Below are 26,654 nucleotides of genomic sequence, written 5' to 3'. Positions count from 1 at the left end.
GCTCGAACGGCGGGGCCGTTCCGAAAATCGATGTGGCGGCGCGATGCCGTCCGTCACACTTGTCGTCGTGCTTCTGACGATCACCACCACAATGGACCCGGCGACCGACCTGGGTTATCTCCTCTACAAGCATCCCGATCGCGTCCAGCGGTTCGAGCAGTCGTTCGGCACGGCGCACGTCTTCTACCCGGGCGCGGAGCCACGGCGGTGCACCGCCGCCCTCCTCCTGGACGTCGACCCGGTCAAGCTCGTGCGCACGCGCGGCAGAGGCACACCGGACTTCTCCCTCGGCCAGTACGTGAACGACCGCCCGTACGCGGCGTCGTCGCTGCTGGCGTCCGCCATGGCGGGCGTCTTCCGCACGGCCATGCGCGGACGGTGCGAACCGCGTCCCGACCTGGCGGAGACGCCGATCCCGCTGGAGATCGTCCTGCCGGCACTGCCGTGCAGGGGCGGGCCGGACCAGGCCGAGCGGTTCTTCGCGCCGCTCGGCTGGAACGTGTCCGCCGTGCCCGTCCCGCTCGATCCGGAGTTTCCCGCTTGGGGCGACTCCCGGTACGTGACGCTCACGCTCACCGGGACCCTGCGTCTCGCCGATGCGCTCAACCAGCTCTACGTCCTGCTGCCTGTCCTAGACGACGCCAAGCACTACTGGATGGCACCCGACGAGGTGGACAAACTCATCCGCGCAGGGGAGGGCTGGCTCGCCACGCACCCCGACCGCGGGACCATCACCCGCCGCTATCTCGCCAACCGGCGTGGGCTCGTCCGTACCGCGCTGGGCCGCCTGGCCGACGCGGACGAGTCCTCCGAAGAGACGCTCGACCCCGCGCAGGTGGAGGAGGAGCCGACGTCCGAGGACGGCGAGGAGCAGCACGTCTCGCTGGCGGAACACCGGCTCCAGTCGGTCGTCCAGGCGTTGCGTGACGAGGACGCCCGCCGCGTCATCGACCTTGGCTGCGGCTCAGGGAAACTGCTCGCGCAACTGGCGAAAGACGATTTCTTCAGCGAGGTATCCGGCACGGACGTGTCGCATCGCGCCCTCACCCATGCGTGGCGGCGTCTGCGCTGGGACGAGGGACGGCGTCCCGCGAACGACCGCGTCCGCGACGTCTTCCAGGGTGCGCTGACCTACGCCGACGAACGGTTCCGCGGTTATGAGGCGGCCGTTCTCATGGAGGTCATCGAGCACATCGACCCGCCGCGTCTAAGCGCGGTCGAACGGGTCGTGTTCGCCCACGCCAAACCCCGCGTGGTGGTGGTGACGACCCCCAACGCCGAGCACAACGTCCGGTACGAGGGCATGGCGCCGGGGTCGATGCGCCACCCCGACCACCGCTTCGAATGGACACGGGACGAGTTCCGCGCATGGGCCGGCAGGGTCGCCGACGCGCACGGTTACCGCGTCCGGCACGTGCCAGTAGGCGACGACGATCCCGACGTGGGCGCGCCCACGCAGATGGGGGTGTTCACCCGATGACCGAGCTCCGGATTCCCGACATGGGGCTGGTCGTGCTGGTCGGCGTGACCGGATCGGGCAAGTCGCACTTCGCGCGCAAGCACTTCAAGCCCACGCAGGTGGTCTCGTCCGACTTCTGCCGCGGGGTCGTGTCGGACGACGAGAACGACCAGTCCGCGACCGGCGACGCGTTCGACCTCCTGCACTACATCGTCGGCGTGCGGCTGCGGCGCGGCCTGCTCACCGTCGTCGACGCCACCAACGTGCAGAGCCACGCCCGGCAGTCGCTGCTGCGGCTCGCCGCCGAGCACGACGTGCGGGCCGTCGCGATCGTGCTGGACGTCCCTGAGAGCGTCGCTGCCGAGCGGAACGCCGTCCGGCCCGACCGGGACCTGCCCCCGCACGTGATCCCGCGGCAGCGGCGCGAGCTGCGGCGCGGGATGCGGTCGCTGGCCCGCGAGTTCCGCCGCTTCCACGTCCTCGACGGCGTCGAGGAGATCGACGCCGCGACGATCGTGTACGAGCGGGCGTGGAACGACCGCCGCGACCTGACCGGCCCGTTCGACGTCATCGGCGACGTGCACGGCTGCCGCGCCGAACTGGAGGACCTCCTCGCCGGCCTCGGCTACGAGATCGACCGCGACGCGCAGGGACGCGCCGTGGGCGCGAACCACCCCGGCGGCCGCACGGTCGTGTTCGTCGGCGACCTCGTCGACCGCGGGCCCGACACACCGGGCGTGCTGCGCCTGGTGATGGGCATGGTGGACGCGGGCAACGCGCTGTGCGTCTCGGGCAACCACGAGGCGAAACTCGTCCGTGCCCTGCGCGGACGCAAGGTCCGCATCGCCCACGGGCTGGCCGAGTCGATGGAGCAGCTCTCCGCCGAACCGGACGAGTTCCGCGACGAAGCACTGCGCTTCATGGACGGCCTCATCAGCCACTACGTCCTGGACGACGGCCGCCTGGTCGTCGCCCACGCCGGGCTCAAGGAGGCGTACCACGGTCGTGCGTCCGGACGTGTCCGCTCCTTCGCGCTCTATGGCGACACCACAGGGGAGACCGACGAATACGGGCTGCCCGTCCGGTACCCGTGGGCGCGTGACTATCGCGGCAAGGCGACGGTCGTGTACGGGCACACGCCCGTCCCCGAAGCGGAATGGATCAACAACACCATCTGCCTGGACACCGGAGCCGTGTTCGGCGGGAAACTGACCGCGCTGCGCTATCCGGAGCGTGAGCTGGCGTCCGTCCCGGCGCAGCAGGTCTGGTACGAGCCCACGCGGCCGCTGGACGCGCCGTCGTCCACCGGACACCGGGAGGACGAAGTCCTCAAAATCGAGGACGTGATGGGCGCGAGCGGGGTCGAGACCCGCCTGATGGGCCGGGTCTCCGTCCGAGAGGAGAACGCTCTCGCCGCGCTGGAGGTGATGAGCCGGTTCGCCGTGGATCCGCGCTGGCTCGTCTACCTCCCTCCCACCATGGCCCCCGCCGAGACGTCGCCGCTGCCCGGCTATCTGGAGCACCCCGCCGAAGCCCTCGCCGCGTACAGGGACAAGGGAGTCGACCGTGTGGTGTGCGAAGAAAAGCACATGGGCTCCAGGGCCGTGGTCGTCGTCTGCAGGGACGAGTCCGTCGCCGCCACCCGTTTCGGTGTCGCCGACGGGACGACCGGAGCCGTCTACACCCGCACGGGACGTTCCTTCTTCCGCGACCCGTCCCGCACGACCGAGGTACTGGACCGAGTCCGCGGCGCGGTAGACGCGGCCGGACTCTGGGACGAGCTGGAAACGGGCTGGCTCGTCATCGACAGCGAACTGCTGCCCTGGTCGGCCAAAGCGATGGACCTCATCCGCACGCAGTACGCCGCGACCGGCGCGGCAGCCGGAGCCGCCCTGCCGATGGCGTCCGACGCCCTCGCCCGCGCGGCCGGACGCGGCCTCGACGTCGGCGCGCTCCGCGAGCACATCGACCGGCGGGCCGCGAACGCGTCCCTCTTCCGCGACGCCTACGCGCGCTACTGCTGGACGGTCGACGGCCTGTCCGGGCTGCGGCTCGCGCCGTTCCAGGTCCTCGCCGGTGAAGGCCGCTCCTGGGCCGTGGCACGCGACCACGAATGGCACATGGCCGTGGCCGGACGCCTCGCGGACGCCGACACCGGCGACCTGCTGAAACGGACGTCGTCGATGACCGTCGACCTGAACTCGCCCGAGTCGGAGGCGGCCGTCACCAAATGGTGGGAGGAACTCACCTCGGCGGGAGGTGAGGGCATGGTCGTCAAGCCGCTCGGCCCGCCACCGGACGACAGGCGCGTCCAGCCGGGCGTGAAATGCCGGGGACCGGAATACCTCCGCATCATCTACGGCCCGGACTACCGCGAGCCGGACAACCTCGAACGGCTGCGCCGCAGGTCGCTCGGACGCAAGCGGTCGCTCGCGATGCGGGAGCACGCGCTCGGCGTGGAGGCGCTCGACCGGCTCACCGGAGGCGAGCCGCTGTGGCGCGTCCACCAGGCGGTGTTCGCCGTGCTCGCGCTGGAGTCCGAGCCCGTCGACCCGCGCCTCTGACCCCGTTCAGTAACGCACGGGCCCGCCCTCTGGGACGTTGAGTCTCCAAGGGGGCGGGCCGCCGACGTGCATCGCCCCGGACGGTGCCGGGAAAGCGGATCAGGTCGAGAAGAGCATGTTGAAGACGCTCCCGTGGTGGGGGCGGTGGTGCCCGTGGTGGTGGTGATGCACCGCCGGGCCCGCTCCCCATCCCGGCGCGGCGGCGGGCGGCGGAGCGGCCCGATACTGCGCTTCCATCTGGCTCAGGGCCTCAAGCTCGCCGTAGTCGAGGAAGATGCCCCGGCAGCTGTCACATTGCTCGATGTGGACGCCGCTGCGGGTGTAGGTCCGCATCACGCCACGACACTTAGGGCAGTGCATCGCCTTGTCATCCTTCCGGTATGGATCCCCAGGTAGAGGCTAAATGTAGGGCAGGTTTCGCGCCACGTCATGCCGCGTCCCCCGCCGCCGATATTCTCCCGCAGGCGTCGACCATCGCCTGCTCCGCTCCGTCCAGCGGCCGATCTTCCCTCCCCGCCGTTTTGACGCACGTGGCGGCGATCTGGATCGCCAGAGTTCGGGCGGGTATGTCCAGAGTCGTCCACGGGTCGGCGTCCGCGCGGACGGCGGGACCGCCCGCTTCCGTGTAAGCGCCCAGGAAACGGCCCCATTCGTCAGGGGAGAGGACACCCGCCGAGTAGAGCGCGGCGGGTCGCGCCAAGTCCCACGCGGGGTCGCCCCTACCGAGGTCTTCGATGTCGATGAGGCGCCATTGCCCGTCCTGCGCGCGGACCATTTGCCCTAGGTGCCAGTCACCGTGAATAAGGCATGTGTTTTCTTTGGACGGTTCCGCCGCCTCCCCGCGTATCCAGGCGGGCAATGTGGCGAAAGCCCGTCGCACTTCGTCCGCCGCTGGCCAGTGACCCAGTTCGGACACCAGGCGCGCCACCCGAGTGGGACGTCCCCAGGACGGTGCGTCTGCCGGGACCGTCGCGGAATGGAGCGCGGCCAAGAGGCGCGCACCGTCCTCCCAAGGGAGTTCCTGGCGCGGGTCCACCGGGACGCCGAACGGGTAGACCGAGACCATCCGGCCGTCCACATCGAGGGGTGGGCCCAGAGGGCCGACTAGAATTCCGGGCTGCGTGCCCGCCAGCCTGGCGCGCTCGACGAATCCCTGTCCACGGTCGGCCTGATGCGCCTTGACCGCCACGTCGCCGACGCGCACGACAAGGACGCCGTGCCGGTCATACAGCGTCTCCGGCTCCGCTTCCCCGCCGGTCGGCGACGCGGCGCGCCCGATCTCCACGAGGCGGGCGAACAGCCCCGGGCGGACGGTCTCGGTGTGCACCAGCCCAGTCAACCACCCGCCGCCGTCAAAGCGAGCCCCCCGCGGCCTGCGCGGGTGAGTTGACAGCCTCGTCCCGCAACCGCTGCCGGACGACCTTCCCCAGGATGTTGCGGGGCAGTTCCGTCCGCGGAATGAATTCCGCCGGGACCTTGTAGTGCGACAGATAGCGCTCGCAATGCCGCCGCAACTCGTACGCCGAAAAAGGGTAGGCGGGATGCTCCACGACGTGCGCGATGATGCGCTCCCCGCGCCGGGCGTCGGGCACGCCGACCACCGCGCAGTCGTGCACCGCGGGATGGCGGTGCAGCACTTTCTCGACCTCTGTCGGGAACACGCTGAAACCGCTCACCTTGATCATGTCGCGAAGCCGATCGAGGATGGTGAAGAAACCGTCCTCGTCCATTACGGCGATGTCACCCGTGCGGAGCCAGCCCTTCGACAGGGTCTGCGCGGTGGCCAGCGGCGCGTTCCAATACCCGGCGAACACCTGCGGCCCGCGCACGACCAGTTCGCCGGGCTCGCCCGGTTGCAGGACCCTCGTCGGCTCGTCCTGGTCCACGATGACGGCATCGGTCATAGGGAGAGGCAACCCCACGGTCAGGTTCCGGGCCCCGCCCCCAAGCGGGTTGCCCGTGACGGCAGGGGACGCCTCGGTGAGCCCATAACAGTTGATGAGCCCTTTCGCGCCGACCTGGGTGAGCCGGTCGATCGTGCTCTGCGCCAACCCCATCGCACCGGAGATGAGGATGCGCAGCGAGCCCAGGTCGGACGGCGTGAACCGCGGGTTGTCCATCACCTGCTCGTACAGCGTCGGCACCCCGGGGAAGATCGTTGGCCGGTGCCGGCGGATCGCGCTGAGCACCTGGTCGGCGTCGAAGCGGGGCAGCAGGACCACCGCCCCGGCCGTCATCACCGGCGCGACCAGGCAGCTCATCAGCCCGAACGAGTGGAACAGCGGCAGCACCGCGAGCGTCACGTCCGTCCCCGGACGGCCCGCCGTGTCCCACGCGTGCTGCTGGCAGGCGTTCGCGACGAGGTTGCGGTGCGTCAGCATCGCGCCCTTCGGACGTCCCTCCGTCCCGCCCGTGTACTGGATGGCCGCGAGGTGCCGGGACGGCTCCACGTCGAGCTGCCGCACCGGCCGTCTCGGCGGCCGCTGCAGTTCGCGAAAAGGGAGGACGTCCGGGTCGTGCGGAACGTCCGCCGTGATCTCCGCCCGCCGCCGCTGCGCCTGCACCAGCGGGAGCCGCAGCGCGACCCGCTTCGCCAGCGGCAGGAAGTCGGTCAGCGACGTCACCACGATGTGCTCGAGCCGGAGCTTGGCGCGGACCGCGCGCACCGTCGCGTAGGAACGATCCAGCACGACCGCGACGCGGGCCCCGCAGTCGGCGAGCTGGTGGAGCATCTCCTCCTCGGTGTACAGCGGGTTGTGCTGCACCGCGACGGCGCCCCTGCGCAGGACGCCGTAGAACGCGATGACCTGCTGCGGGCAGTTCGGCAGGATCAGCGCGACCCGGTCGCCCGGCTGCACCCCGAGGCGGCGCAGGCCGTCGGCGAACCGGTCCACGGCGTCGCGCAGGTCCCGGTAGGAGATCTGGCGGCCGAAGAAGTACAGCGCGGGACGGCGCGGATGCGTCTCGGCGGCGTCGTCGAGGAGCCGGGTCACGGGGACGTCGGGGATGTCCACTTCCTGGGGAACACCGGGCGGATACCGCCGCCGCCACGGGGAAGATCGTTGTGACACGTGCCACATAGGACGCGATTCAATCATTCGCCGGGCGTCCGCGTCTGCGCTTCCCGATCTTCCCCCTGGCGGCGCGCCACCGGTGCGCCGCGGCGTTTCAGAGGGCCGCGTAAGGCGCGGCGTGGCGCGCGTTTCGCAGTGCGGCGGCCCACCAGCGGAGCTGGTCCAGCAGCGCCTTCGCGGCGGCGTCGGGACCGTCCGCGTCGATCAGCTCGCCGTCGTCGCCGATCCGTCCCCAGTGCTGGTCGAAGCTGACCTGGTCGCGGACCGGCACGGAGTGCAGCTCCACGAACACCTGGCGCAGATGCTCGACCGCCCGCAGGCCGCCGCCCATCCCTCCGTAGGAGACGAAGCCCACCGGCTTCGCGCTCCACTGCGACGTGTGCCAGTCCAGGAGGTGCTTGAGCGCCGCCGGGTAGCTGTGGTTGTACTCCGGTGTCACGACGACGAAGCCGTCCGCCTCGTCCAGCCGCCGGGCGAGGTCCGCCAGCGCGGGAGGACGGTCGCCGATCGCGAGAAGCTCCTGCGGGTTCGCCGGGAGCGCGGCCGGGAGCGCGACGTCGGCGAGGTCGACGACGTCCACGTCGAACGCGCCGTGCCGCCGTGCGTGCTCCGCGATCCAGTTCGCGAAGTGGGGGCCGTACCGTCCGTCCCGGACGCTGCCGATGACGACCGCGAGTCTCAATGCCATGCGTGGTGCTCCTTCGTGGTTGGTGTGCTCACCACGCTGTCCGTCCGGACATACACCAGGGAGACCGCGTTGAGACGGGCCCTGTCAGGGCCAGGCTGCGGACACACGACCCTTGGTACTTTCCGGGGGTGACCGACAACCAGCTAGGAGCGTTTCTGCGCGCGCGCCGCGAGGCCGTCTCGCCGTCCCAGGCGGGGCTGTCCGGCGGCGGGCGACGCCGGACGCCGGGCCTGCGCCGGTCCGAGCTCGCCACGCTCGCGGGCGTCAGCGTCGAGTACCTGGCCCGGCTGGAGCAGGGACGCGACCGGCACCCGTCGCCCGCCGTCCTCGGCGCGCTCGCCGACGCGCTCCAGATGTCGCCCGACGAGCGCCTCCACCTGCGCATCATGTCCAAGTCGGGGGACGGTGAGCTGTGCACGCGGGCCCCGGCCGACTCCGTCCGGCCGACCGTGCGCGCGCTCCTCGCGAGCCTCGACCCGACCCCGGCGATCCTGGTCAACCGGCTCGCCGACGTCCTGGCCTGGACGGACGGCTACGACCGCCTGGTCCGCCCCCTCGGCCTCCTCGACGCCGATCCGCCGAACCTCGTCCGCTACGTCTTCACCGACCCGCGGGCGAAGTCCGCCTACCCCGACTGGGACGAGGTCGCCGACGAGCGCGTCGCGTCCCTGCGCGCCGCGTTCCCGGAGAGCGACCCGCACCTCGGCGGGTTCGTCGACGAGATGGTCGTCACCGCCGGGGCGCCGTTCGCCGAGCGGGGTCGGACCCCGCCGCGCCTGCCGCGCCGCTTCGGCGTGGAACGGCTCGTCCACCCGGACGCGGGCGAGCTGCGCCTCGCCTACGAGACCCTCGACCTGCCGATCGGCGACGACCAGACCCTCATCGCCTACCTGCCCGCCGACGACGCCGCGTCCGAGGCCCTGGCGCGCCTGCGCCCGGTCGGGCTGCGGGCGGTCGCGGGCGACCGGCACGGCTGAGGTCGCGCGGCCCGAACCGTCGGCGGAGGGTCAGATGCGGCCGGTGCCCCGGCACACGGGGCACTTGTCGCCGGTGGCGGTGCTCGTGCCGGTCCCGTTGCAGCCAGGGCAGGAGCGCGTCGCCGGCTTGTTGTGCTTGCCCACGGTCCACCACCCCCGGCGCTCATCCTAAGCGCTGAACCCGCGGCCGGGACGTCTCCGTGCTTGAAGGAAGGGGCACTGAACCCATATGGAGGCAGGGGCATGATCGACGCGGCCGGAACGGCCGCCGCCCGGGTGCGGGGGGCCGCGGACGGCGCGGCGCGGCGGCTCAGGCTGGCGGCGGACTTCTACGTCGGCGACCGGAGCCGCTACGGCCGTGCCGAACTCAGCTTCCTGCGCTGGGAGATCGCCCGCGGCGTGCTGAACCCGCCCGCGCACCGCCCGCCGGGCAGCCCCTGGTGGCGGGCCGTCAACGACCGCCTCCTGCGCGACAAGGCCGAGGCCGCCCTGCTCGCGGACGGGTACCGCGGCGAGCCGTCCGCGCGGGCCGTCCTGCTCTGGACGGAGTTCATCCGCCGCCCGTCGCCCGCCGCCTGGTACCGGGCCCACAACGCCAGCGTCGTCACCGGATACCTGGAGAACGAGACCCTCGCCCTCCAGGAACTGCCCGCCGAGCGCTTCATGATGAACGTCGCGCTGGTCCGCGTCCTGTACGCGCACGCGCTGGTGGCGCGCCCCCGCCTCGCCCTGGGCGTGTTCGCGCCCCTCGGCGCCCCGCTCGGCGACCCGCGCGGCGGCTCGGTCGGCTTCTTCCTCGACCTGCGCCGCGCGTTCCCCGAGCGCTACCCCCTCCGCGGCCTCCGCGTCGAGGACCTCGTCGCGATGGAGGGGCCGCTGCCCCGCGCCCTCGACTACGGCGTCATCGTCCCGCGCCTCGTCCACCTGTTCGAGTTCGCGTCCGGCTCCCTCGGCGTCCCCGGAATGGACGCTCTGACCAGCGGCGGCGTCCCCTGCTACGCCCGCCCGCCCAGCCGCGCCGACTGGCACGGCCGCACCGCCCTGCGCCTCTCGACCCGCCTGACCGCCTACGCCCTCAAAACCCGCGCCTGACGCCCCCGAATCCCACCCTCAACACTTCCTTAACGCGGGCATAAGTGCGGGGTCGGGTAGGGGGTGGGGTGCGAGGTTCTAGGCGTGGCAGTGCGAATGGGTAGGAGCGCCGGTTCGTCGGCCCCCGGAGTGGCGGGGGAGCGGACACGCCGTGCGGTGGTCGCCCGGGCCTTCCAGGCGTTGCCGTCCGCACATCGCGAGATCCTCGCGGAGACCGTGTTCAGGGACCGTTCGGTCAACGAGGCCGCGGCCTCGCTGGGCGTCCCGGTGGACGTGGTGAAGCTTCGCGTCTACCAGGCGCTCCGGGCGCTGAGCACGGCGATGGACGCCCCGCACGCCGGCCGCTGAGGGCCATTTCCTCCGTCCGGACGCCATAGGGCGGCTCATCGCCGATCGAGGCGGAGAGCGGCGGCCTGCTCTTGCAGGGCCGTCACCATCGCCTGCGCTTGGGCGGACGGGCGCGGGCGGGTCACGGCGATGGTCGCGCGTCCCGTCCAATGGCTGTCGGTGACGGTCACGGCCCGCACGCCCCTCGGCAGAGCCGGGGCGGCCTGTTCGGGGACGACCGTGATACCCAGCCCGGCGGCGACCAGTCCGAGGCGGGTCGACCAGCTTCGCGCGGTGTGGACGATGTGCGGGTCGGTCAGCGTGGGCCAGGCCCCGAACTGCGGTTCGTCCGCCGCGCCGTCTCCGGCGATCCAGTGCTCCTGGGCCAGGTCCGCCACGGTGACGGCGTTGCCCGCGAACCGGTGCGATTCCGGGACGGCCACCAGCAGGTTGCCCTGGAGCACGGTCGTCTGCCTGAGTTCGCTCAGGTCGTAGTCGGGCAGGCCGTGGCCGACCCCGATGACCGCCAGGTCCAGTCGCCCGGCCCGGAGCCGCCGCAGCAGGACGGGTGTCGACGCTTCTTCCAGGACGACGGCGAGACCCGGATGGCCCGACGTCATCCGCGCCATCGCGCGCGGGACCAGCGCCATGGCGGCGGACGGATACGCGCCGATCGCCAGGCGGCCCGCGAGCCGGTCGCGCAGCCCGGCCAGCTCCAGCTCGGCCGCCGCCAGGTCGGCGAGGATCTCGGTCGCGCGCCGGACGAGCACCCGGCCGGCCGGGGTGAGGGCCGCGCCGCGCCGCCCCCGGTCGAAGATCGGCGCTCCGGCCGCCGTCTCCATCGCGGCGACCTGACGCGAGACGGCCGACTGGGTGTAGCCGAGCTTCTCGGCGGCCCCGGTGAACGACCCGGTGGCGGCGACCTGCTGGACGACGCGGAGCCCGGTGAGGGTGAACTCCGCCATGCCCCGAAAGTAGCATGCGTTCTACTCATGGAAACGATGCCAAAGCATCGTTGGACTGCATGGCTGGCGGCGGGCAGGCTGGAGCCATGACACAGCGATTCACCCGGGACGAACTCGTGACCCGCCTCATCCGCGCCGGTGAGCTGGAGGTGTCGGGTGAGGACCTCGACGCCGTCGCGGCGTACTTCGACACCGACACGTTCCGCTTCCACGGCCCGGACGGCTTCGAGTCCGACTTCGACGGCCTCAACGACTACTTCGCGGCGGTGCGCGCCGCGTTCGACGACCGGACGATCCGGCGCGGCATCGTGGTGGCCGAAGGCGACCACCTCGCCTGCCAGACATGGATCGAGGGGACGTTCGTCCGCGAGTTCACCCACTCGCCGGCCGGTCCGCTGCCGCCGAACGGCCGCCGCGTCGTGTTCGACCTGATCAACATCTTCCGGTTCGACGACCGGGGCCGCCTCGTCGAGGAATGGGTGCGCACCGACAACCGCGCGTTCCTGCGCCAGTTGGGCGCGGAGGGACGCTAGCCGCGCGGGACCGAATCAGAGCAGGTCACCGTGGCCGCGCGGAGTCTCCTCCCAGACGGATGCGGCAGGTGAGGGGCGCCCGGCGGACGCGCGAAGCGCGAGTTGGTTGAAAATTGTTCATTGCGCCCGCCCCTTTGATCCCTCCGGGCTCCATGTGAATCGGCTATCGAACACGGCGAGTGATCAATGATCACGTGTCATGCGGTAGCGGATCTCGATCAGCTCCTCCGGTATGCGGAAAGGCGGCGCTGATCTCTGCGGGACGTCCCGGCGGCGCCGAGGCGGTCATCTCGGCCGAAAGGGAAATGGCACGTCAAACTGTTCGAGCCGCGCGACTGCGGCCCTCATCTCTCGGCTAGATTGTCCATGCTTGCCGCTGGCGACCGGGTTGGTGAGGTGGACCATGGGTGACTCTGGTGTGCTGTCCTCCGCCGGAGGTCAGGAAGGGCGCGACCGTTTCGCGGAGCGGCTCCGCCGGTTACGAGCCGAGGCTGGAAACCCCTCCTTCCGGGTCATGGCGAGCAAGTCGCGGTCGGTCAGCCACGCCACCCTCCACGAGGCGGCGCGGGGCACGAGGTTCCCGAGCTGGACGACGACGCAGGCGTTCGTCGAAGCGTGCGGGGGCGACGTCGAGGAGTGGCGGGAGTACTGGTGCGCCGCGCTCGACGCGGACGGCTCCGCCGAACGCGCCGAGCGCGCCGACCAGGCCGAACCCGCCGACCAGGCCGAACCCGCCGACCAGGCCGAACCCGCCCCGCTCGCCATGGTGCCCGCGGGCGACGTGGACGAGCTCTCGGCGGAGGACGCGGACGAGCGGGCTGCGGTCACCACGCTGGTGCCCGGGTCCCCGCCACGGCGGACGCGGCGGCGCCGCGTCCTCGCGATCGTGCTGGGCGGAGCGGCGGTGGGCGGCGCGGTGGCGGGCGCGTCCATGATCCGCGATTACGGCGGACGGCCGGGACGGCCCGAGGAGGCCACCGTCAAGTCCGGGCAGGCGACGGTCGCGAGGGCCCCGGTGATCGCCGGCGACAGGAGCGCGTTCATCGGCGACGTGACCATTCCCGATGGCACGGTGGTGAAGACCGGGCAGCAGTTCATCAAGACCTGGGAACTCGCCAACGCGGGCACGGTCCCGTGGCACGGCCGGTTCCTGGCGCGCGCGACGCTGCCCGCCGACAACGGCACCTGTTCCACTCCGGGAAAGGTCCCTATTCGCGATACCAAACCCGGCGCGCATGTCCGGGTCAGCGTTCACGTCACCGCTCCGGCCACTCCGGGATCGTGCTGGGTCGGCTGGAAGATGGTCGACGGAGAGGGAAGGCAACTCCTGCCCGGCGCGCGTCCCGTCTACTTCGTGGTGAACGTCGCCCCGTAGCCGCGCGGTAGTCGCCAGGTCGGCGGGCCCGCCGTGTAAGAGCATGTCAGAACCTGTCACGGGGGGTACCTGACACGTCGACGCCCTCGGCAAGGTGGTCATTGCCCGCACCGCGGCGGGCAGCGACACAAGGGGGCTTCGACGAAGATGAGATTCGCCAAGGGGACATTGGCCGCGCTTCTCGCGGTACCGGCGATGGCAGCGGTTCCGACCGTCGCGTACGCCGAGTCCGCACCCGGCTGTAGCAGCACCGTCCAGATCGGCTCGACCGCCCATGTCAATTCGGGCGGGCAGACGTTCGCGTCGGTGAAGCAGTTCAAGGGCTGCGGAAAGAACTGGGCATATCTCTACGTCTGGGCCGGCTACCGCAATTCGCACCGCACCTGGGACGCCTGTGTGGCGGTCGGCGACAATTCCGACCGGAGCCTTGAGGGCACCCAGTGCCGGACCAAGAAGGCGGAGATCTGGTCGCTCGGGAGCAACACGCTGGCGCACTGCACGCAGGCGATCGGCTGGATCCCGGACGGGCCCAGCGCCAAGACGAGCGAACGCTGCTGACAGGCGTCGCCCACTGACACCGGGCCCGCACGTGACCGGCCCGACCCCTCACCGGCCGCACGGTCAACGGTCTGAACGACCGCGTCCGAGCTGACCGGACAAGTCCCCGCGAAGGGACCGCCTTCACACGGCGACGCACGCAGGACGTCTGGACCGTCCCGCCGTAGCGACCCGTTCACCGGAACCCACCCGTCAGGGCGCGCATGCCCCTGCCGGGAGTCTGGCGAGCGGTCCGACGGCGCCGACCTTCCCCTTCCGTCCCTGTGTGCGAGCCGTGACGGCCTGTTGCGCCGTGGCCATCCGCCCCTGCGCTCGCAATTAGGAGAACCGATGAAACTGCTTCCATACGCCGGCGCCCTCGCGGCGGCGGCCCTGCTCGCCGCCCTGCCGGGGGCGCCCCAGGCGTCGGCGGCGCAGCCGCCCGGCGCCCGGGCCCTGCCGAGCGTGAACATGGAGGCCCTGGTCAAGGCCGCGCAGATCGACCCGCGGCGGCCGGACGACACGCTGACTCCCGGCGCCAAGGCCAGCGTCCTCCTCGTCGAGCAGGCCCTGCTCGACCGGAAGCTGCTCGACAAGAAGTGGGTGGACGGCTACTTCGGCACCACCACGGTCACCGCCTACGCGAAGTACCAGAAGTCGCTCGGATACACCGGCCTGGCCGCAAACGGCATGCCGGGCAAGACCTCCCTCGCCAAACTCGGCACCGGCCGGTTCACGGTCACCCACGTCATCACGCCGGGGGCGAAGGTGTCCGCGGGCGGCGGGTTCGTCGTCAACACCCGCACGCGGAGCATGCTCGCCGAGGCGGGACGCCTCCTCGGCCGCACCCTCGTCCTGGACCAGGGCTCGTACAACCCCGGCGGCGACCCCACGTCCGCGGGCACCCACGACGGCGGGGGCGTGGTCGACGTCTCGGTGAAGGGGATGAGCTCCGCCACCCGCGTGTCGGTCGCCCGCGCGCTGCGCCGCGTCGGCTTCGCGGCCTGGGTGCGCAGCCCCCGGCAGGGCGACTGGCCGTGGCACATCCACGCCGCCGCGATCAGCGACACCGATCTCTCCGGCCAGGCGCAGCACCAGATCGGCGACTACTACCTCGGCCAGAACGGGCTCGCCGACCGCGGCCCGGACGACGGGCCGAAGGTCGCCATCCGCACCTGGGAGGAGTACCGGCGCGGCTGACCGGCCGCCGATCCAGACCCCGCTGAACAAAGCACGAAAAAGGCACGAGAAAAGGAGAACGGAATGGCAACGCTCAACAAGGCCCTCGCCGTGGCGGCCGCCGCGGTGGCGATCGGCGGGACGACGCTCGCGACCGCGTCGACCGCTTCGGCGGCGACCCGCAACGGAACCTGCGAAAGCGGCGAGTTCTGCTACTACTTCAACAGCAACAACGCGGGATCGGTCTCGGACTTCACCGGTTCGGTCGCCGACTACGGCGCCGAGCAGCCCTCCTGCTACGACTTCAAGGGCCCCGGCAACGGCAAGGGCAAATGCGTCAAGAATGCCGCCGCCTCGGTCTGGAACCGGAGCAGCAAGACCGTCCGGGTGTACTACAACAGCAACTACGGCGGCACGTACCAGGACTTCAAGGCGGGCGCGAAGGGCAACCTGAACTCCAGCCTGAAGAACCAGAACGCCTCGCACCAGTTCTCGCCCGCGTCGCGCACGAACCTGTCGTACGGGTTGTACAAGGCCAGCGGCGGCCGCATCACCTGCGGCTTCGACGGCTACACCAGCACCCCCGGACGGCACGAGGGCATCGACATCGCCCGCGGCGTCGGCTCGGACGTCCGCGCCCTGGTCAGCGGCAAGATCATCTACCTCGCGCGCGGCCGCACGGGCAGCTCGGGCCTCTCCACCATCTCCATCTACAACGCCTCGGCGAACAAGACCGTGATCTACCTGCACTCCGCGCCGCGGTCGTCGCTGGCCGTGGGCCAGACGATCAGCCGCGGCCAGATCATCGCGGACGAGTCGTGGCACGGGGTGTCCTCCAGCTCCGGCGCGCACACCCACGTCGAGATGCGCCTCGGACGCCAGACCCACGCGGCCAAGAGCGTCAACGACCCGCACCTGGACAACCCGAACCCGACCTCCTTCTGGCAGTCGCAGGGCTACAACGTCCGATAACGCGGTCCGTACCGCGACGGGGAGAAAAGGACGACCGTGTCAACACGAACCGCACGGCTGATCTCGCGACTCAGCGCGATGACCGCCGCGATGGCGCTCGGCGCGGCGGCGCTGGCCGCCGTGGCGTCGCCCGCCTCGGCGGCGACCCGCAACGGAACCTGCGAGAGCGGCGAGTTCTGCTACTACTTCAACAGCGGCAACCAGGGTTCGCTTTCGGACTTCACCGGTTCGGTCGCGGACTACGGCGCCGAGCAGCCCTCCTGCTACGACTTCAAGAGCGCGGGGAACGGCAAGGGCAAGTGCGTCAAGAATGCCGCCGCCTCGGTCTGGAATCGCAGTGGCAAGACCGTCCGGGTGTACTACAACAGCAACTACGGGGGTAAATACCAAGACTTCAAGGCGGGCGCGAAGGGCAATCTGAACTCCAGCCTGAAGAACCAGAACGCCTCGCACAAGTTCCTGCCGTCCGGGCCGACCGGATGCAAGACCGACGGCACGCAGACCAAGCCGCCCACGACGATCCTCGTCTACCGGGTCTCCCTCGGGCGCGTGGAGCGGGTGGCGTTCAAGACCTACGTCAAGAACGTCCTGCCCAACGAATGGGTGTCGAGTTGGCCGAAGGAGTCGCTCCGGTCCGGGGCGATGGCCGTGAAGAACTTCGGCTGGTACTGGGCGCTGCACTCGACGAACAAGACGTCCTGGGGCGAGTGCTTCGACGTCTACGACACCACGTCGAGCCAGGTCTACAAGCCGGGCTCGGCGAAGGCGTCGACGAGCGCCGCGGTGGACGCGACGTGGGGCACCCGCATGACCCGCGGCGGGAAGATCCTCCAGGCCCACTACTGCTCCACGACGACGGCGTGCGGCGGATGGGGCGACGGCGACTGGCTGTCGCAGTACGGCTCCCGCGACAAGGCCGGCGCGGGCTGGAGCTACTCCAGAATCCTGAAGTACTACTACAGCGGGATCGCTCTCGGGTCCTGACCTGGGGAGTCCTGACCCGGAAACCGTGCGGCCCAGCGCCACACCGCGACCGGTGAGGAGAAGGGGTGTCTAGGGTCGGCGTGGTCGCAGTGCCCGCCGCTCTAGGCACCCTCTCCATTTGCCCTTTACAGCCAGCCGCTCTCCTCGGCCACCCGCAGCGCCTCCATCCGGTTGCGTGTGCCGGTCTTGGTGGTGGCCCCGGACAGGTAGTTCCGCACGGTGCCCTCGGCGAGGTACAGCCGGGCCGCGATCTCCGCGACGGTGGCGCCGGAGCGGGCCGCGATGAGCACGTCGCGCTCGCGGGCGGTGAGCGGCGACTCGCCCGCCGCCAGCGTGGCCGCAGCCAAAGCCGGGTCGACCACTCGCTCGCCCGCCTTCACCCGCCGGATGGCGTCGGCGAGCGCGTCGGCCGGGGCGTCCTTCACGACGAACCCGACGGCGCCCGCCTCCATGGCCCGGCGCAGGTAGCCGGTGCGGCCGAAGGTGGTGAGGATGACCACGCGGCAGCCGGGCACCTGCGCGGCGAGCACGGCCGCCGCGGCGAGGCCGTCCAGGCCGGGCATGTCGATGTCCAGCAGCGCGACGTCCGGACGGCGCTCCAGCGCCGCGGCCGCGACCTCGTCGCCGCGCCCGACCGAGGCCACCACCTCGAAGTCCGGTTCGAGGTCGAGCAGCGCGCCGAGGGCCTGCCGGATCATCTCCTGGTCGTCGGCGAGCAGCAGCCGGATCGTCACGCCGGCGCCTCCACCCGCAGCGACCACCCGCGCGGGCGCGCCGGACCGGCGGTCAGCACGCCGCCCGCCGCGGCGACCCTGGCGCGCAGGCCGTCCAGCCCCGAGCCCGCGCCCGCCGGGCCGCCGATCCCGTCATCGCGCACCTCCACGGAGGACGCGGTCAGCTCGACCGTGCACCGTCCCGCCCGCGCGTGCCGGACGACGTTGGTCAGCCCTTCCCGCACGACCCAGCCGAACAGCTCCTGCCGCTCCGGCGGGACCCCGTCGTAGGCGGTCGGCAGGTCGGCGGCGACGCCCGCGGCCCGCAGCAGCTCCCGGCCGCGGGCGAGCTCGCCCGCGAGCGTGACGTCCCGGTATCCGGACACGGCGGCCCGCACGTCGGCCAGCGCCTGCCGGGACAACCGCTCCACCGACTCCATCTCCGCCAGCGCGGCGGCGGGCGCGCCGGCGGCCAGCCGCCTGGCGAGGGTGCTCTTCACGGTGATGGCGGTGAGCGAGTGGCCGAGCAGGTCGTGCAGGTCGCGCGCGATCCGGTTGCGCTCGGCCTCCGAGGCCAGCCTGGCGACCTCCGCCCTGGCCTCGCGCAACTCCCGGTTCGCCGTCGCGGTGCGGCTGAACGTGTGCACGAGCAGCGCGGTGAACACGACGGCCACCGCGAAGTACCAGCCCGGCCCGGTGCTCCAGCCGGGCACGAGCCTCGGCACCCCGACGCACGCCGCCGCGCCGAGGACCACCAGGACGGGCGCCGCCTGGCCGTCCACCCGTGCCACCGCCGCCGGGACGATCACCGCGACGAGGATCAGCGCGTTCTCGTGGGCGAGCGGCGCGACCAGGACGGCCAGCGCCGTCATCCCCGCCAGCAGCCACCAGTAGGCCCGCCACCTCGCTCGCATCGAGGCCACCACGATCGCCAGGTAGCAGGCGGAGACGGCCACCAGCAGCAGGTATCCGGCGACGAGGCCCGCGCCGCTCGCGTGCTGGGCGACGCCCGCCCCCGTCAGGAACGGGTAGCAGAGCATGCCCAGCGAGAGCAGCAGCCGGCGCCGCTCGTCCGGGCCGCGCGAATCCTGAGACTCCACGTCGGTGACCGTACCTCCGCCCGGCCGGACGTGTCCCGAGCCCATGATCATCGGGCCGCGAAGGCGGCGCGCACGGTCCGCGCGAGGGTCAGCAGGACGACGATGGCCAGCAGCGTCCCGCACACCCCGTTCTCGACCTTGAACCAGACCGGGAAGGAGCCGGGGATCGACTCGATCACGACGATCGCCGCCACCTGGGCCAGCGCGATGATCCGCACCCTGCGGTAGGCGCTCCGCGAGCCCCTCGCCATCGACACCCCGAGCGCGAAGGTGATCAGCGAGGCGGCGGCGAGGATGGTGCCGCGGACCCACACCGGGCCGGTGACGAGGTCGGGGTCGCCGCTGAGCGCTGCGATCGCCAGCAGGGTCAGCACGCTCACCGCCGCGTAGCCGCCGAGCAGCGCCTTGGCGATGCGCAGTTTCTCGCGGGCGTCGGGATCGGTCACCGCCGTGCTCGTTCGCTTCGTCATGCCGTCGATGCTGTTCGTCCGGCTTTCCCGCTGGTAGCGACGTTCTCCACCGCCTCGCCGTGACATCTGTCAGAAACCGGACACCCGGCGCCGCGGGGCGTGGGCGGGGCGGGTTCCGTCCGGCGGGCTGGGGTAGGTGCGGGTTCTGACGAATCGGTCGGGGGAGATCGTGGATTCGGATGAGCATTCTCGGGATGGCCATCGCCGTGGCGGCGGCGTTCTTCATCGGGCTCGGCTTCGTGGCACAGCAGCACGCGGCGTACCGGGAACCGCTGTCGGAGATCCTGCACCCGCGGCTGCTGCTGGAACTGCTGCGGAGCAGGCTGTGGCTGACCGGCATCGCCTCGATGATCATCGGCCAGCTCATCTTCGCGTTCGCGCTGAACATCGCGGACGTCGCCGAGGTCACGCCGGTGCTCACGGTCAACCTGATCTTCGCGCTGCTAGCCGCGCACGTGATCTACCGCGAGCGGCTCGGCCCCCGCGAATGGTGGGGGGCGCTGCTGCTGACCGGCGGCGTCGCGCTGTTCCTCGGGGTGGGGCTGCCGCACGGCGGCGCCCTGCCCGGGGTGCACTCGCCGCGCTGGCTGGCCGGGGCCGTCGTGCTCGCCCTCGTCACGCTGTGCGCGTTCGGCAGCCTGCACCGCGACCTGCGGGTCCGCGCGATGCTGCTGGCGTGCGGCGCCGGGCTGCTCTACGGGCTCATGGACACGCTGACCCGCAGCGTCCTGCTGGTGAGCGACGCGGGCTTCGTCCACGCGCTGGTGACCTGGCAGCCGTACGCGCTGGTGGCGATGGGCGCGCTCGGGCTGCTGTTCGCGCAGAGCGCGTTCGACGCGGCGCCGCTGCGGATCTCGCTGCCCGCCACCACGGCGGCCGAGCCGCTCACCGGCATCGCGCTCAGCATCGTGATCTTCGGGGAGCGGGTGCAGCTGTCCGCCGGCGACCTCGCCCTGGAGTCCCTCGGGCTCGCGGCGATGGTCGCGGGCATCGTCATCCTCAGCCGGTCGCCCCACCTGGGCAAGCCGGGCGAGCACCCGTCGGCGTCGGCTGACGAGGTGGGGTGCCGATGATCCCCGTCGTCTTCGGGATCCTCGCCGGGGCCTCGAACGCCCTCGCCTCCGTCCTCCAGCGGCGGGCCGCCAAGACCGCGCCGGAGTCGGACGCGTTCAAGCCCGCGCTCATCCTGGACATGCTGCGCAACCGGATGTGGCTCGGCGGCATCGGCGCGCTCATCGCCGCGTTCCTGTTCCAGGCGGTGGCGCTGTCGACGGGCGGCATGTCGCTCGTCCAGCCGCTGCTGGCCGTCGAGCTGCCGTTCACGATGGTCCTGATCGGGTGGCTGCCGCCGCGCGGGCTGAAACAGGTGCCGTGGACGGCGGTCGGCCTGCTCACCGTCGGCCTCGCCGCGCTGCTGTTCGCCCTCGCGCCCGACGAGAGCTACCACGTGCCGCACGCCGTCGCGTGGATCATCGCGACGGCCGCGTCGGTCGGCTGCGTCGCCGGGCTCGTCGCGCTGGCGTGGGTCATCCGGGGGCCGGTCCGCGCCGTCCTGCTCGGCGTCGGCACCTCGGTGTCGTTCGCGCTGACCGCCGCGTTCATGAACGAGGCCACGCACGACTTCGAGCGCGGCGTCGACGCCGTCCTGACCTCCTGGCAGCTCTACGCCATGGCCGTGGCCGGGCTCGCCAGCGTCTACCTGCTGCAGAACGCGCTGCACAGCGGCACGCTCGTCGCGGTCCAGCCCGCGCTGACCGTGTCCGATCCGGTCGCCAGCATCATCCTCGGGGTCGGCCTGTTCGGCGAGAACGTCCGCGACGGGCCGTGGACGATCGTCCAGGTGGGCGGCATGGCGCTGATCCTCCTCGGCAGCGTCGGCATCGCCCGGTCGCCGCTGCTCCACGAGGAGCACGGCGTCACCCCAGCGCGGACCGGATGACCCGCTCGGCCGGGACGGTGTCGAACAGCGCGGCCACCCGGAGCGCCCGGGTGCCGCGCAGCGCCGCGCCGCCCAGCCGGTCGAGCGCGTCGACCAGCTCTTCGGGCGACCGGGCGAAGAAGCTCAGGCCGTCGCGCGCCATGGCCTCGGCGCCCTCCCGCCCGTGCCCGGGGATGGGCCGGTAGGAGACCACCGGCAGCCCGCACGCGAACGCCTCCCGGCAGGTCAGCCCCGCCGCGTTGTCGATCAGCGCGTACGCGCCCGCCATCAGCTCGGCCAGGTCGTCGCGCCAGCCGAGGGCGGGCACGTCGCGGATCCGCTCGCGCAGCCGCGCGTTCCGCCCGCACAGCACCACGGGCAGGTACCGGCCGGACGCGGCGAGGCCGCGCGCCGTGTCCACCACCGCCCCGACGCCCCACGCGCCCGCGGAGATCAGCACGATCCGCTCGTCCGGGCCCGCTCCGGCCAGGCGCCTCAGCCGGTCGCCATCGCCGGGCGGGCGGCGGAACTCCGGCCGGACGACGGGCGCGTGCCCGGTCGCGGGACGGCCGGTCCGCCGCGTCACCGCCCGCGCCGCCCGCTCGTCCGGGCACAGGTAGCGGTCGTTGCCCGCGTGCAGCCACATCCGGTGCACCGCGAAATCGGTGACCAGCACCAGCGAGGGGACGGTGAGCCGCCCGGTGTGCCGCAGGCGCCCGGCGGCCTGCGCGGCGAGGTGGAACGTCGACACGACCGCGTCCGGCGGCAGCTCCCGGATCCGCCGCTCCAGCCGCGCCGCGATCACCGCCGTCAGCGGGGACGAGCGCGCCGGACGCCCGGAGGCGAAGAACACCCGGTAGATGCCCGCGTACGTCCACGGCGCGGACCTGATCATGGCCTCGTACGCGCGCCGCAGCCCGTCCCCGAGCCGCAGCGGGACGAGTTCCAGCACGTCGACCACCGACGTCTCGACGTCCGCCGACGCCAGCCGGCGCGCCAGTTCCCCCGCGACCGCGTCGTGCCCGGCTCCCATGCCCGCCGTCAGAATTAGGAGTCGCTTGCCCATGACTTGAGCTCCCCCCGGTGACAATTCCGGCATGTCGCGCCGTGTCCTCGCCGCCGTGGCCGCCGTCCTCGCGGGCCACGCCCTGCCCGCGGCGACCTGGCTGCGCCCGGTCCGGCGCCTGACCCCCCGCGTCGCCGGGCGCGGCGGGCCCCGCCACGTCGCGCTCACCTTCGACGACGGCCCGGACGCCCGCTCGACGCCCCTGTTCCTGGACGAACTCGCGCGCCTCGGCTGCCACGCGACGTTCTTCGTCCTCGGCGCGATGCTGCGGCGCGACCCCGCGCTGGGCCGCCGCATCGTCGCGGACGGCCACGAGATCGCCGTCCACGGGTGGGAGCACGGCAACGCGCTCACGTCGCGTCCCGGCCGGGTTCTTGGTGAAGTGCGGGGGACCGTTCGATTGATCGAGGACGTGTGCGGCGTGTCCCCGTCCTGGTACCGGCCCCCGTACGGGGCGCTGAGCGCCGAGGCTCTCCTCGCCGCGCGCCGCCACGGCCTGCGTCCCGTCCTCTGGACGGCCTGGGGCAGGGACTGGACGGCCGCCGCCACCCCGGAATCGGTGCTGGCGGCCCTCGCGCCGGAACTCGTCGGCGGCGCGACGCTCCTCCTGCACGACAGCGACGTCACCTCGGCGCCCGGCGCCTGGACGTCGTCCCTCGCGGCGCTGCCCGGCGTCGTCGCGCGCTGCCGCGCCGCCGGACTGGCCGTCGGCCCCCTGCGCGACCACGCTCTCTGACCACCGCTTTCACAGGGCTCTCCTCCCCGCTCACCCGCCCTCTATGTGGCGGAGTGCCCGTCCCCGCGGACGCGCGCGGCGAGATCGTCGTCGAGCTTGACCCTGACCAGCGCGTCGGCGAGCGCCGCCAGCCGGTCGGCGGGGACGAGGTCCGCCAGCGCGCGCGGGTCGGCGGGCAGGCCGAGGCGCGCGGCGCCCGCGAGGACGCGGTCGTCCAGGGCGGGACGCAGGAACGGCCACACCGCCTGCGCGTCGCGGCAGAACGCGGCGGCGCCCGCCGGGCCGATCCCGGGGAACTCTTGAAGCAGTTCGGCGACCCGGCCGGGACGCTCGTCGGCCTCGTCGGCCAGCCGCCGCAGGTCTCCGCCGTATCGGGACTGCGCCAGCTCCGCCGTCGCGCCCAGGCGGGTCGCGGTGCCGTTCGCGAGGTGGTGGTAGCGGCCGTCCAGCAGGGCGTCCTTGCGCTGCCGCCAGGTGAGCGTCGCCATTCCCTCGGCGGTCCCGCCGCCCGCCGCGAACAGCGCGCGGCTGCCGGTCACGGCGATCCCGGACTGGATCCGCGCCGACACCAGGTCGCTGAACACCAGGAGCCGCCACAGCGGGCCCGGCTCGTCCGCCAACTGGATCCCGGCCTGCTCGGCATAGGTCGTGCCCGCCTCGGACAAGAGCGAGTCGATCCGCTCCCGATGCGTGGTCCTCTTCGTCGCGTGGCTCATAACAGTCCGCTTGCTCCCCGCTCGGGTGATGTATCCGGGAGGGGGCAATTACGGGACGAACAATGACGAAAGCGTTGGCTCCGCTTCGATGCCCCTTGGTTGGACGGTCGAAATAGGGCAAACCTCGGATTTCCGTGCTTGACCAAACGTTGGCGATCAAGGGTTTTTGCGCTCCGGCCTCCGGGGAACCGTGCTGGAAGCCGTCACCACAGGAACCGCCGCCGGGCGCCATGTGGCCGTCGCTCCTGATGGGAGAGCATCCATGGACACGCCGCCGACATCACCGGACGCCTCCGGCGAGCCTTCGCGCCCGTCCACGGAGCGCGTCAGGGAAGGGATTCTGGCGATCCCGCGCGGCGTGGCGCAGGTCGATTTCCAGCCCGGCTATTGGACCGGCCTCATCTTCCTCATCGCCCTTTTCGTCGGCGGCTGGGAATTCGGCGTCTTCGGGCTGCTGGGCTGCGTCACGGCCACCCTCACCGCCTGGTCGTTCGGAGTTCCCTGGGAGCGGATCTCGGCGGGTCTCGAAGGGTTCTCCGGGACGCTCGTCGGCGTCGGCCTGGTCCTCTACCTCGGGACGCACTGGGTGACGGTCCTCGTGGTGATCGGCGCGTCGATCGGGGCCAGCATGGTCAACTCGGCGCTGGTCGTCCTGCTCAAGCAGTACGACCTCCCGGCCCTGACGGCGCCGTTCTGCGTCGTCACGCTGATGATGCTGATCGCGGCGCCGTCCTTCCACCGGGTGTGGATCCACCATCCGCTCAATCCGCCGCCGTCGGCCGGTCACCCGGGCACCGAGGTCTCGTTCAGCGACGTCTGGCACGGCTTCTTCAACGGGTTCGGGCAGGTGTTCTTCCAGGACAAGTGGTACGTGGGGCTGATCTTCCTGGTCGGGCTGGCGGTGTCGAGCCGGACGGTCGCGGCGGCGGCGTCGGCGGGGAGCATCATCGGGCTGCTGATGGGCTGGTGGCTCGGCGCGCAGGCGGCGGATCTCGACGCGGGCCTGTACGGCTACAACTCGGTGCTGACCGGGATCGCGCTGGCCGGGACGTTCGTCGTCCTGGGCCCCGCCGGGATCGGCTACGCCGCGATCGGCGCGGCGACCGCCGCGGTCGCGACCCCGGCGATCACCAACACGTTCAACATCGTCGGCGGGCATGCGCTGACCTGGCCGTTCGTCCTGACGACCTGGATCTTCCTGGCCGCCGTCCCGACCCTTTCCATGCTCCGGCGGACCCCGTGACGGGGGACCGCGCCGTGCTGGCGGTCGGGGGGCACGAGAGCCTCGCGGGGCCGAACGTCCCGCCGGACGGCGTCCTCCCGCCCGGCACCGGCGGGATTCACGACCCCGGCCGGGGGCTGCGCACGGCTTTGGGCGGGCACGCGCGGGCCGTCGTGGTGCCGATGACGCTGGGACGCGACCCCGGCGTCACGCGGTCGGCCGCGCAGACGCTGGCCTGGGCGGCGCGCGACCGGCGGCCGGGGGACCTGCTGCTCGCCCCGCCGCTCGGCACCGTCACACACCTGGTCGGGTGGATCCGCGCGGCGGTCGTGCGGACGGTCCCCGGCGCGGGCTTGCACGGCGCGGGCTTCCACGGCGCGGGCTTCCGGGGTGCGGTGCTGCTGGTGGCGCGGGCGGCGGACCCGGAGGCCGACGCGGAGCTGTTCAAGGTCGCGCGGCTGGTCAGGCAGTATCTGCCCGTCCGCTGGGTAGAGGTCGCGTTGGCGGACGGCGAACCGGACGTGGCCGAGGGCGTGGAGCGCTGCCACCGGCTGGGAGCCGGGGAGGTCGTGCTCGTGCCCGCCTCGCTCGTCCCGCTCCGACCGGATTACTCAACCGGTGCGGACCGCGTCGCGGGGCCGCTGCTCGGCGGGGCGGCGCTCGCGGCGCTGGTCCGCGAACGCGCGGCCGAGGCGGAGCGCCGGTGGAGCCGGGACCACGACGACGGCCTCGCCGCGGCCGCAGACCACGGCCACGGTCATGGTCACGGTCACGGGCACGGCGGCGCTCACCAGGCACGTCATCACGACGATCTTTCTGAACTCATCGGCATGGAACCAGGGGAGGGGGCCGCACATGGGCGGCTACATGTTCGCGGAGGGTGACATCGAGCTCAACGCCGGTCAGCGCAGGGAGACGCTGAGCGTGCAGAACACCGGTGACCGGGCCGTGCAGATCGGCTCGCATTTCCATTTCTTCGAGGTCAACCGGGCGCTGAGCTTCGACCGCGACAAGAGCTTCGGGATGCGGCTGGACATCCCGGCGGGCACCGCCGTCCGGTTCGAGGCAGGCGACACCAAGGAGGTGAAGCTCGTCGAGTACGGCGGCGGGATGCGGATCGTCGGGTTCGGCGGCCTGCTCGACGGGAGCATCCGCTCCTCGTCCGCGCGCAAGAAGGCGCTGCACCGGCTGCACGTGCGGGGATACAAGGACACCGGGGCGCACGACGGATCGTCGGGTGGGCACGGATCGTCGGGTGGGCACGGATCGTCCGGTGGGCACTGATCCTCCGGCGGGCGCTGCCGGGCTGGGGGCGCTGCTGGCGCAGTTGCAGCTCACCGACTCGGCGTTCCCGAGCGGCCTCTACACGCTGTCGCACGGGCTGGAGGGCCACTTCCAGCTCCGCGCCGTCGACGCGGACGACCTGGCCGACCTGGTTCGCGACCTGGTGCGGGCGGCGGGCACCGCGGACGCGGCCGCGCTGGCGCTCGCGCACCGCGCCGTGACCGGCGACGACTGGGACGCGCTGGTCGAGACCGACCGCAGGCTCCACGCGATCAAGCTGAACCGGGAGCAGCGGACGGCCTCCGTCCGCACCGGACGGCAGGTCCTGGACACGGCCGCCCCCGCGTTCGACTCGGCTCCGGCGGCCCGGCTGTCCCGGCTCGTCGCGACCGGCGCGACGCCGGGCAACCACGCGGTCGTCGTCGGCGCGGTGCACGCGGGGCTCGGGGTGCCCGTCCGGGACGCCGTGGCCGGTGACCTGTACGCCTTTGCGGCGAGCTGCGCCACGGCGGCGGTGCGGCTCGGCCGGATCGACTTCCGGCGGGCGCAGGCGCTGCTGCGCGAGGTCCGGCCGGAGCTGGTCGCGGCGGCGGACACGGCGCTGGCCGTCCGGGACCCGCGCGACCTGCACGCCTCGGCCCCGGCCGCGGACGCCGTCGCGGCCCTGCACGAACGCGCGGAGGCGCGCCTGTTCGTCACGTGA

At 72.2% G+C, this 26,654-nt stretch carries 28 protein-coding genes; 18 read left to right on the top strand and 10 right to left on the bottom strand.

Annotated elements, in window-relative coordinates; translation table 11 throughout:
• Positions 1-67: 67 nt before the first annotated feature.
• Positions 68-1,480 (top strand): 3' terminal RNA ribose 2'-O-methyltransferase Hen1, encoded by a 1,413-nt coding sequence (locus FXF68_RS28375; protein ID WP_148764425.1) that lies wholly within the window; start codon positions 68-70, stop codon positions 1,478-1,480.
• Positions 1,477-4,023 carry a polynucleotide kinase-phosphatase gene (locus tag FXF68_RS28370; protein ID WP_148764423.1) on the top strand — a complete coding sequence of 849 codons (2,547 nt, stop codon included), beginning with the start codon at positions 1,477-1,479 and terminating at the stop codon, positions 4,021-4,023. The genes FXF68_RS28375 and FXF68_RS28370 overlap by 4 nt, the downstream gene beginning before the upstream one ends.
• Before the next feature lie 99 nt (positions 4,024-4,122).
• Here the strand turns inward: FXF68_RS28370 and FXF68_RS28365 are convergent, their stop codons facing one another.
• The 4 genes from FXF68_RS28365 to FXF68_RS28350 form a co-directional block, all read right to left on the bottom strand.
• Positions 4,123-4,383, bottom strand: coding sequence for a TFIIB-type zinc ribbon-containing protein (locus FXF68_RS28365; protein ID WP_148764421.1), 261 nt, complete (start codon positions 4,381-4,383; stop codon positions 4,123-4,125).
• A 67-nt stretch (positions 4,384-4,450) separates the two neighbouring features.
• A complete protein-coding gene (locus FXF68_RS28360) occupies positions 4,451-5,350 on the bottom strand; it encodes a phosphotransferase family protein (RefSeq protein ID WP_148764419.1) in 900 nt (299 codons plus the stop codon).
• Between the two features lie 25 nt (positions 5,351-5,375).
• Positions 5,376-7,037 carry an AMP-binding protein gene (locus tag FXF68_RS28355; RefSeq protein ID WP_246178985.1) on the bottom strand — a complete coding sequence of 554 codons (1,662 nt, stop codon included), beginning with the start codon at positions 7,035-7,037 and terminating at the stop codon, positions 5,376-5,378.
• Between the two features lie 154 nt (positions 7,038-7,191).
• Positions 7,192-7,785 (bottom strand): NADPH-dependent FMN reductase, encoded by a 594-nt coding sequence (locus FXF68_RS28350; protein WP_148764415.1) that lies wholly within the window; start codon positions 7,783-7,785, stop codon positions 7,192-7,194.
• 128 nt (positions 7,786-7,913) lie between these two features.
• Between FXF68_RS28350 and FXF68_RS28345 the strand changes: the two genes are divergently transcribed.
• The 3 genes from FXF68_RS28345 to FXF68_RS28335 all read left to right on the top strand — a co-directional run bounded on the left by FXF68_RS28345 (position 7,914) and on the right by FXF68_RS28335 (position 10,202).
• Positions 7,914-8,762, top strand: coding sequence for a helix-turn-helix domain-containing protein (locus FXF68_RS28345; protein ID WP_148764413.1), 849 nt, complete (start codon positions 7,914-7,916; stop codon positions 8,760-8,762).
• A gap of 243 nt (positions 8,763-9,005) precedes the next feature.
• On the top strand, positions 9,006-9,854 hold the full coding sequence (locus tag FXF68_RS28340; RefSeq protein WP_148764411.1) for a hypothetical protein: 849 nt from the start codon (positions 9,006-9,008) through the stop codon (positions 9,852-9,854).
• Between the two features lie 156 nt (positions 9,855-10,010).
• Positions 10,011-10,202, top strand: coding sequence for a sigma factor-like helix-turn-helix DNA-binding protein (locus FXF68_RS28335; RefSeq protein WP_246178984.1), 192 nt, complete (start codon positions 10,011-10,013; stop codon positions 10,200-10,202).
• A 35-nt stretch (positions 10,203-10,237) separates the two neighbouring features.
• On the opposite strand, the gene FXF68_RS28330 is transcribed toward FXF68_RS28335, so the two are convergent.
• Positions 10,238-11,146, bottom strand: coding sequence for a LysR family transcriptional regulator (locus FXF68_RS28330; RefSeq protein WP_148764409.1), 909 nt, complete (start codon positions 11,144-11,146; stop codon positions 10,238-10,240).
• Between the two features lie 86 nt (positions 11,147-11,232).
• Here FXF68_RS28330 and FXF68_RS28325 point away from each other — a divergent pair, with 86 nt between their 5' ends.
• The 6 genes from FXF68_RS28325 (at position 11,233) to FXF68_RS28300 (ending at position 16,726) form a co-directional block, all read left to right on the top strand.
• A complete protein-coding gene (locus FXF68_RS28325) occupies positions 11,233-11,679 on the top strand; it encodes an ester cyclase (RefSeq protein WP_222870121.1) in 447 nt (148 codons plus the stop codon).
• A gap of 403 nt (positions 11,680-12,082) precedes the next feature.
• On the top strand, positions 12,083-13,054 hold the full coding sequence (locus tag FXF68_RS28320; RefSeq protein ID WP_187438146.1) for an NBR1-Ig-like domain-containing protein: 972 nt from the start codon (positions 12,083-12,085) through the stop codon (positions 13,052-13,054).
• Between the two features lie 195 nt (positions 13,055-13,249).
• Positions 13,250-13,612: a hypothetical protein gene (locus tag FXF68_RS28315; RefSeq protein WP_148764403.1), complete on the top strand. Its 363-nt coding sequence runs from the start codon at positions 13,250-13,252 to the stop codon at positions 13,610-13,612.
• A 330-nt stretch (positions 13,613-13,942) separates the two neighbouring features.
• Entirely contained in the window at positions 13,943-14,791 is an 849-nt protein-coding gene (locus tag FXF68_RS28310; protein ID WP_148764401.1) for a peptidoglycan-binding domain-containing protein, read from the top strand.
• Between the two features lie 63 nt (positions 14,792-14,854).
• The gene (locus FXF68_RS28305; RefSeq protein WP_148764399.1) at positions 14,855-15,742 is read left to right on the top strand and encodes a peptidase inhibitor family I36 protein; all 888 of its coding nucleotides are present in this window, start codon (positions 14,855-14,857) and stop codon (positions 15,740-15,742) included.
• 36 nt (positions 15,743-15,778) lie between these two features.
• A complete protein-coding gene (locus FXF68_RS28300; protein ID WP_148764397.1) occupies positions 15,779-16,726 on the top strand; it encodes a peptidase inhibitor family I36 protein in 948 nt (315 codons plus the stop codon).
• 125 nt (positions 16,727-16,851) lie between these two features.
• On the opposite strand, the gene FXF68_RS28295 is transcribed toward FXF68_RS28300, so the two are convergent.
• The 3 genes from FXF68_RS28295 to FXF68_RS28285 are packed head-to-tail and all read right to left on the bottom strand — an operon-like array spanning position 16,852 to position 19,009.
• Positions 16,852-17,460 (bottom strand): response regulator transcription factor, encoded by a 609-nt coding sequence (locus FXF68_RS28295; RefSeq protein ID WP_148764395.1) that lies wholly within the window; start codon positions 17,458-17,460, stop codon positions 16,852-16,854.
• Positions 17,457-18,539: a sensor histidine kinase gene (locus FXF68_RS28290; RefSeq protein WP_246178983.1), complete on the bottom strand. Its 1,083-nt coding sequence runs from the start codon at positions 18,537-18,539 to the stop codon at positions 17,457-17,459. The genes FXF68_RS28295 and FXF68_RS28290 overlap by 4 nt, the downstream gene beginning before the upstream one ends.
• A gap of 47 nt (positions 18,540-18,586) precedes the next feature.
• A complete protein-coding gene (locus tag FXF68_RS28285) occupies positions 18,587-19,009 on the bottom strand; it encodes a hypothetical protein (protein ID WP_148764393.1) in 423 nt (140 codons plus the stop codon).
• Positions 19,010-19,188: 179 nt separating this feature from the next.
• Here FXF68_RS28285 and FXF68_RS28280 point away from each other — a divergent pair, with 179 nt between their 5' ends.
• Positions 19,189-20,082, top strand: a complete 894-nt coding sequence (locus FXF68_RS28280) for a DMT family transporter (RefSeq protein WP_148764391.1) — start codon at positions 19,189-19,191, stop codon at positions 20,080-20,082.
• Complete coding sequence (locus tag FXF68_RS28275; protein ID WP_148764389.1) at positions 20,079-20,948, top strand: DMT family transporter; 870 nt, start codon at positions 20,079-20,081, stop codon at positions 20,946-20,948. The genes FXF68_RS28280 and FXF68_RS28275 overlap by 4 nt, the downstream gene beginning before the upstream one ends.
• On the opposite strand, the gene FXF68_RS28270 is transcribed toward FXF68_RS28275, so the two are convergent.
• The gene (locus FXF68_RS28270) at positions 20,926-21,993 is read right to left on the bottom strand and encodes an MGDG synthase family glycosyltransferase (protein WP_148764387.1); all 1,068 of its coding nucleotides are present in this window, start codon (positions 21,991-21,993) and stop codon (positions 20,926-20,928) included. The two genes, FXF68_RS28275 and FXF68_RS28270, sit on opposite strands and share 23 nt — an antisense overlap.
• A 31-nt stretch (positions 21,994-22,024) precedes the next feature.
• Between FXF68_RS28270 and FXF68_RS28265 the strand changes: the two genes are divergently transcribed.
• Entirely contained in the window at positions 22,025-22,729 is a 705-nt protein-coding gene (locus tag FXF68_RS28265) for a polysaccharide deacetylase family protein (protein ID WP_148764385.1), read from the top strand.
• A 41-nt stretch (positions 22,730-22,770) separates the two neighbouring features.
• Here the strand turns inward: FXF68_RS28265 and FXF68_RS28260 are convergent, their stop codons facing one another.
• Complete coding sequence (locus tag FXF68_RS28260) at positions 22,771-23,445, bottom strand: HhH-GDP family DNA glycosylase (protein ID WP_148764383.1); 675 nt, start codon at positions 23,443-23,445, stop codon at positions 22,771-22,773.
• A 262-nt stretch (positions 23,446-23,707) separates the two neighbouring features.
• On the opposite strand from FXF68_RS28260, the gene FXF68_RS28255 reads away from it, so the two are divergent.
• From FXF68_RS28255 to FXF68_RS28240, 4 genes are read left to right on the top strand one after another with little or no spacing between them, the layout of a single operon-like run.
• Entirely contained in the window at positions 23,708-24,688 is a 981-nt protein-coding gene (locus tag FXF68_RS28255) for an urea transporter (protein WP_148764381.1), read from the top strand.
• Complete coding sequence (locus FXF68_RS28250) at positions 24,685-25,551, top strand: CbiX/SirB N-terminal domain-containing protein (RefSeq protein WP_187438145.1); 867 nt, start codon at positions 24,685-24,687, stop codon at positions 25,549-25,551. Before FXF68_RS28255 ends, FXF68_RS28250 begins: the two co-directional genes overlap by 4 nt.
• Complete coding sequence (gene ureB / locus FXF68_RS44550) at positions 25,523-25,951, top strand: urease subunit beta (protein ID WP_148764377.1); 429 nt, start codon at positions 25,523-25,525, stop codon at positions 25,949-25,951. The genes FXF68_RS28250 and ureB overlap by 29 nt, the downstream gene beginning before the upstream one ends.
• Positions 25,941-26,654 carry an urease accessory protein UreF gene (locus FXF68_RS28240; RefSeq protein WP_187438144.1) on the top strand — a complete coding sequence of 238 codons (714 nt, stop codon included), beginning with the start codon at positions 25,941-25,943 and terminating at the stop codon, positions 26,652-26,654. Before ureB ends, FXF68_RS28240 begins: the two co-directional genes overlap by 11 nt.

This window comes from Actinomadura decatromicini (assembly GCF_008121305.1).
In the GTDB taxonomy this organism is placed as follows: Bacteria; Actinomycetota; Actinomycetes; order Streptosporangiales; family Streptosporangiaceae; genus Spirillospora; species Spirillospora syzygii.
The sequence above is the reverse complement of the archived record's forward strand: the minus strand, read 5'-3'. Positions and strand labels throughout refer to the sequence as shown.

Excerpts from the sequence above, each read along its gene's own strand:
- FXF68_RS28370 (WP_148764423.1), top strand. The coding sequence starts at position 1,477 with ATGACCGAGCTCCGGATTCCCGACATGGGGCTGGTCGTGCTGGTCGGC.
- FXF68_RS28365 (WP_148764421.1), bottom strand. The coding sequence starts at position 4,383 with ATGCACTGCCCTAAGTGTCGTGGCGTGATGCGGACCTACACCCGCAGC.
- FXF68_RS28350 (WP_148764415.1), bottom strand. The coding sequence starts at position 7,785 with ATGGCATTGAGACTCGCGGTCGTCATCGGCAGCGTCCGGGACGGACGG.
- FXF68_RS28340 (WP_148764411.1), top strand. The coding sequence starts at position 9,006 with ATGATCGACGCGGCCGGAACGGCCGCCGCCCGGGTGCGGGGGGCCGCG.
- FXF68_RS28330 (WP_148764409.1), bottom strand. The coding sequence starts at position 11,146 with ATGGCGGAGTTCACCCTCACCGGGCTCCGCGTCGTCCAGCAGGTCGCC.
- FXF68_RS28325 (WP_222870121.1), top strand. The coding sequence starts at position 11,233 with ATGACACAGCGATTCACCCGGGACGAACTCGTGACCCGCCTCATCCGC.
- FXF68_RS28320 (WP_187438146.1), top strand. The coding sequence starts at position 12,083 with ATGGGTGACTCTGGTGTGCTGTCCTCCGCCGGAGGTCAGGAAGGGCGC.
- FXF68_RS28315 (WP_148764403.1), top strand. The coding sequence starts at position 13,250 with ATGGCAGCGGTTCCGACCGTCGCGTACGCCGAGTCCGCACCCGGCTGT.
- FXF68_RS28310 (WP_148764401.1), top strand. The coding sequence starts at position 13,943 with ATGAAACTGCTTCCATACGCCGGCGCCCTCGCGGCGGCGGCCCTGCTC.
- FXF68_RS28305 (WP_148764399.1), top strand. The coding sequence starts at position 14,855 with ATGGCAACGCTCAACAAGGCCCTCGCCGTGGCGGCCGCCGCGGTGGCG.
- FXF68_RS28285 (WP_148764393.1), bottom strand. The coding sequence starts at position 19,009 with ATGACGAAGCGAACGAGCACGGCGGTGACCGATCCCGACGCCCGCGAG.
- FXF68_RS28280 (WP_148764391.1), top strand. The coding sequence starts at position 19,189 with ATGAGCATTCTCGGGATGGCCATCGCCGTGGCGGCGGCGTTCTTCATC.
- FXF68_RS28275 (WP_148764389.1), top strand. The coding sequence starts at position 20,079 with ATGATCCCCGTCGTCTTCGGGATCCTCGCCGGGGCCTCGAACGCCCTC.
- FXF68_RS28270 (WP_148764387.1), bottom strand. The coding sequence starts at position 21,993 with ATGGGCAAGCGACTCCTAATTCTGACGGCGGGCATGGGAGCCGGGCAC.
- FXF68_RS28265 (WP_148764385.1), top strand. The coding sequence starts at position 22,025 with ATGTCGCGCCGTGTCCTCGCCGCCGTGGCCGCCGTCCTCGCGGGCCAC.
- FXF68_RS28260 (WP_148764383.1), bottom strand. The coding sequence starts at position 23,445 with ATGAGCCACGCGACGAAGAGGACCACGCATCGGGAGCGGATCGACTCG.
- FXF68_RS28255 (WP_148764381.1), top strand. The coding sequence starts at position 23,708 with ATGGACACGCCGCCGACATCACCGGACGCCTCCGGCGAGCCTTCGCGC.
- ureB (WP_148764377.1), top strand. The coding sequence starts at position 25,523 with ATGGGCGGCTACATGTTCGCGGAGGGTGACATCGAGCTCAACGCCGGT.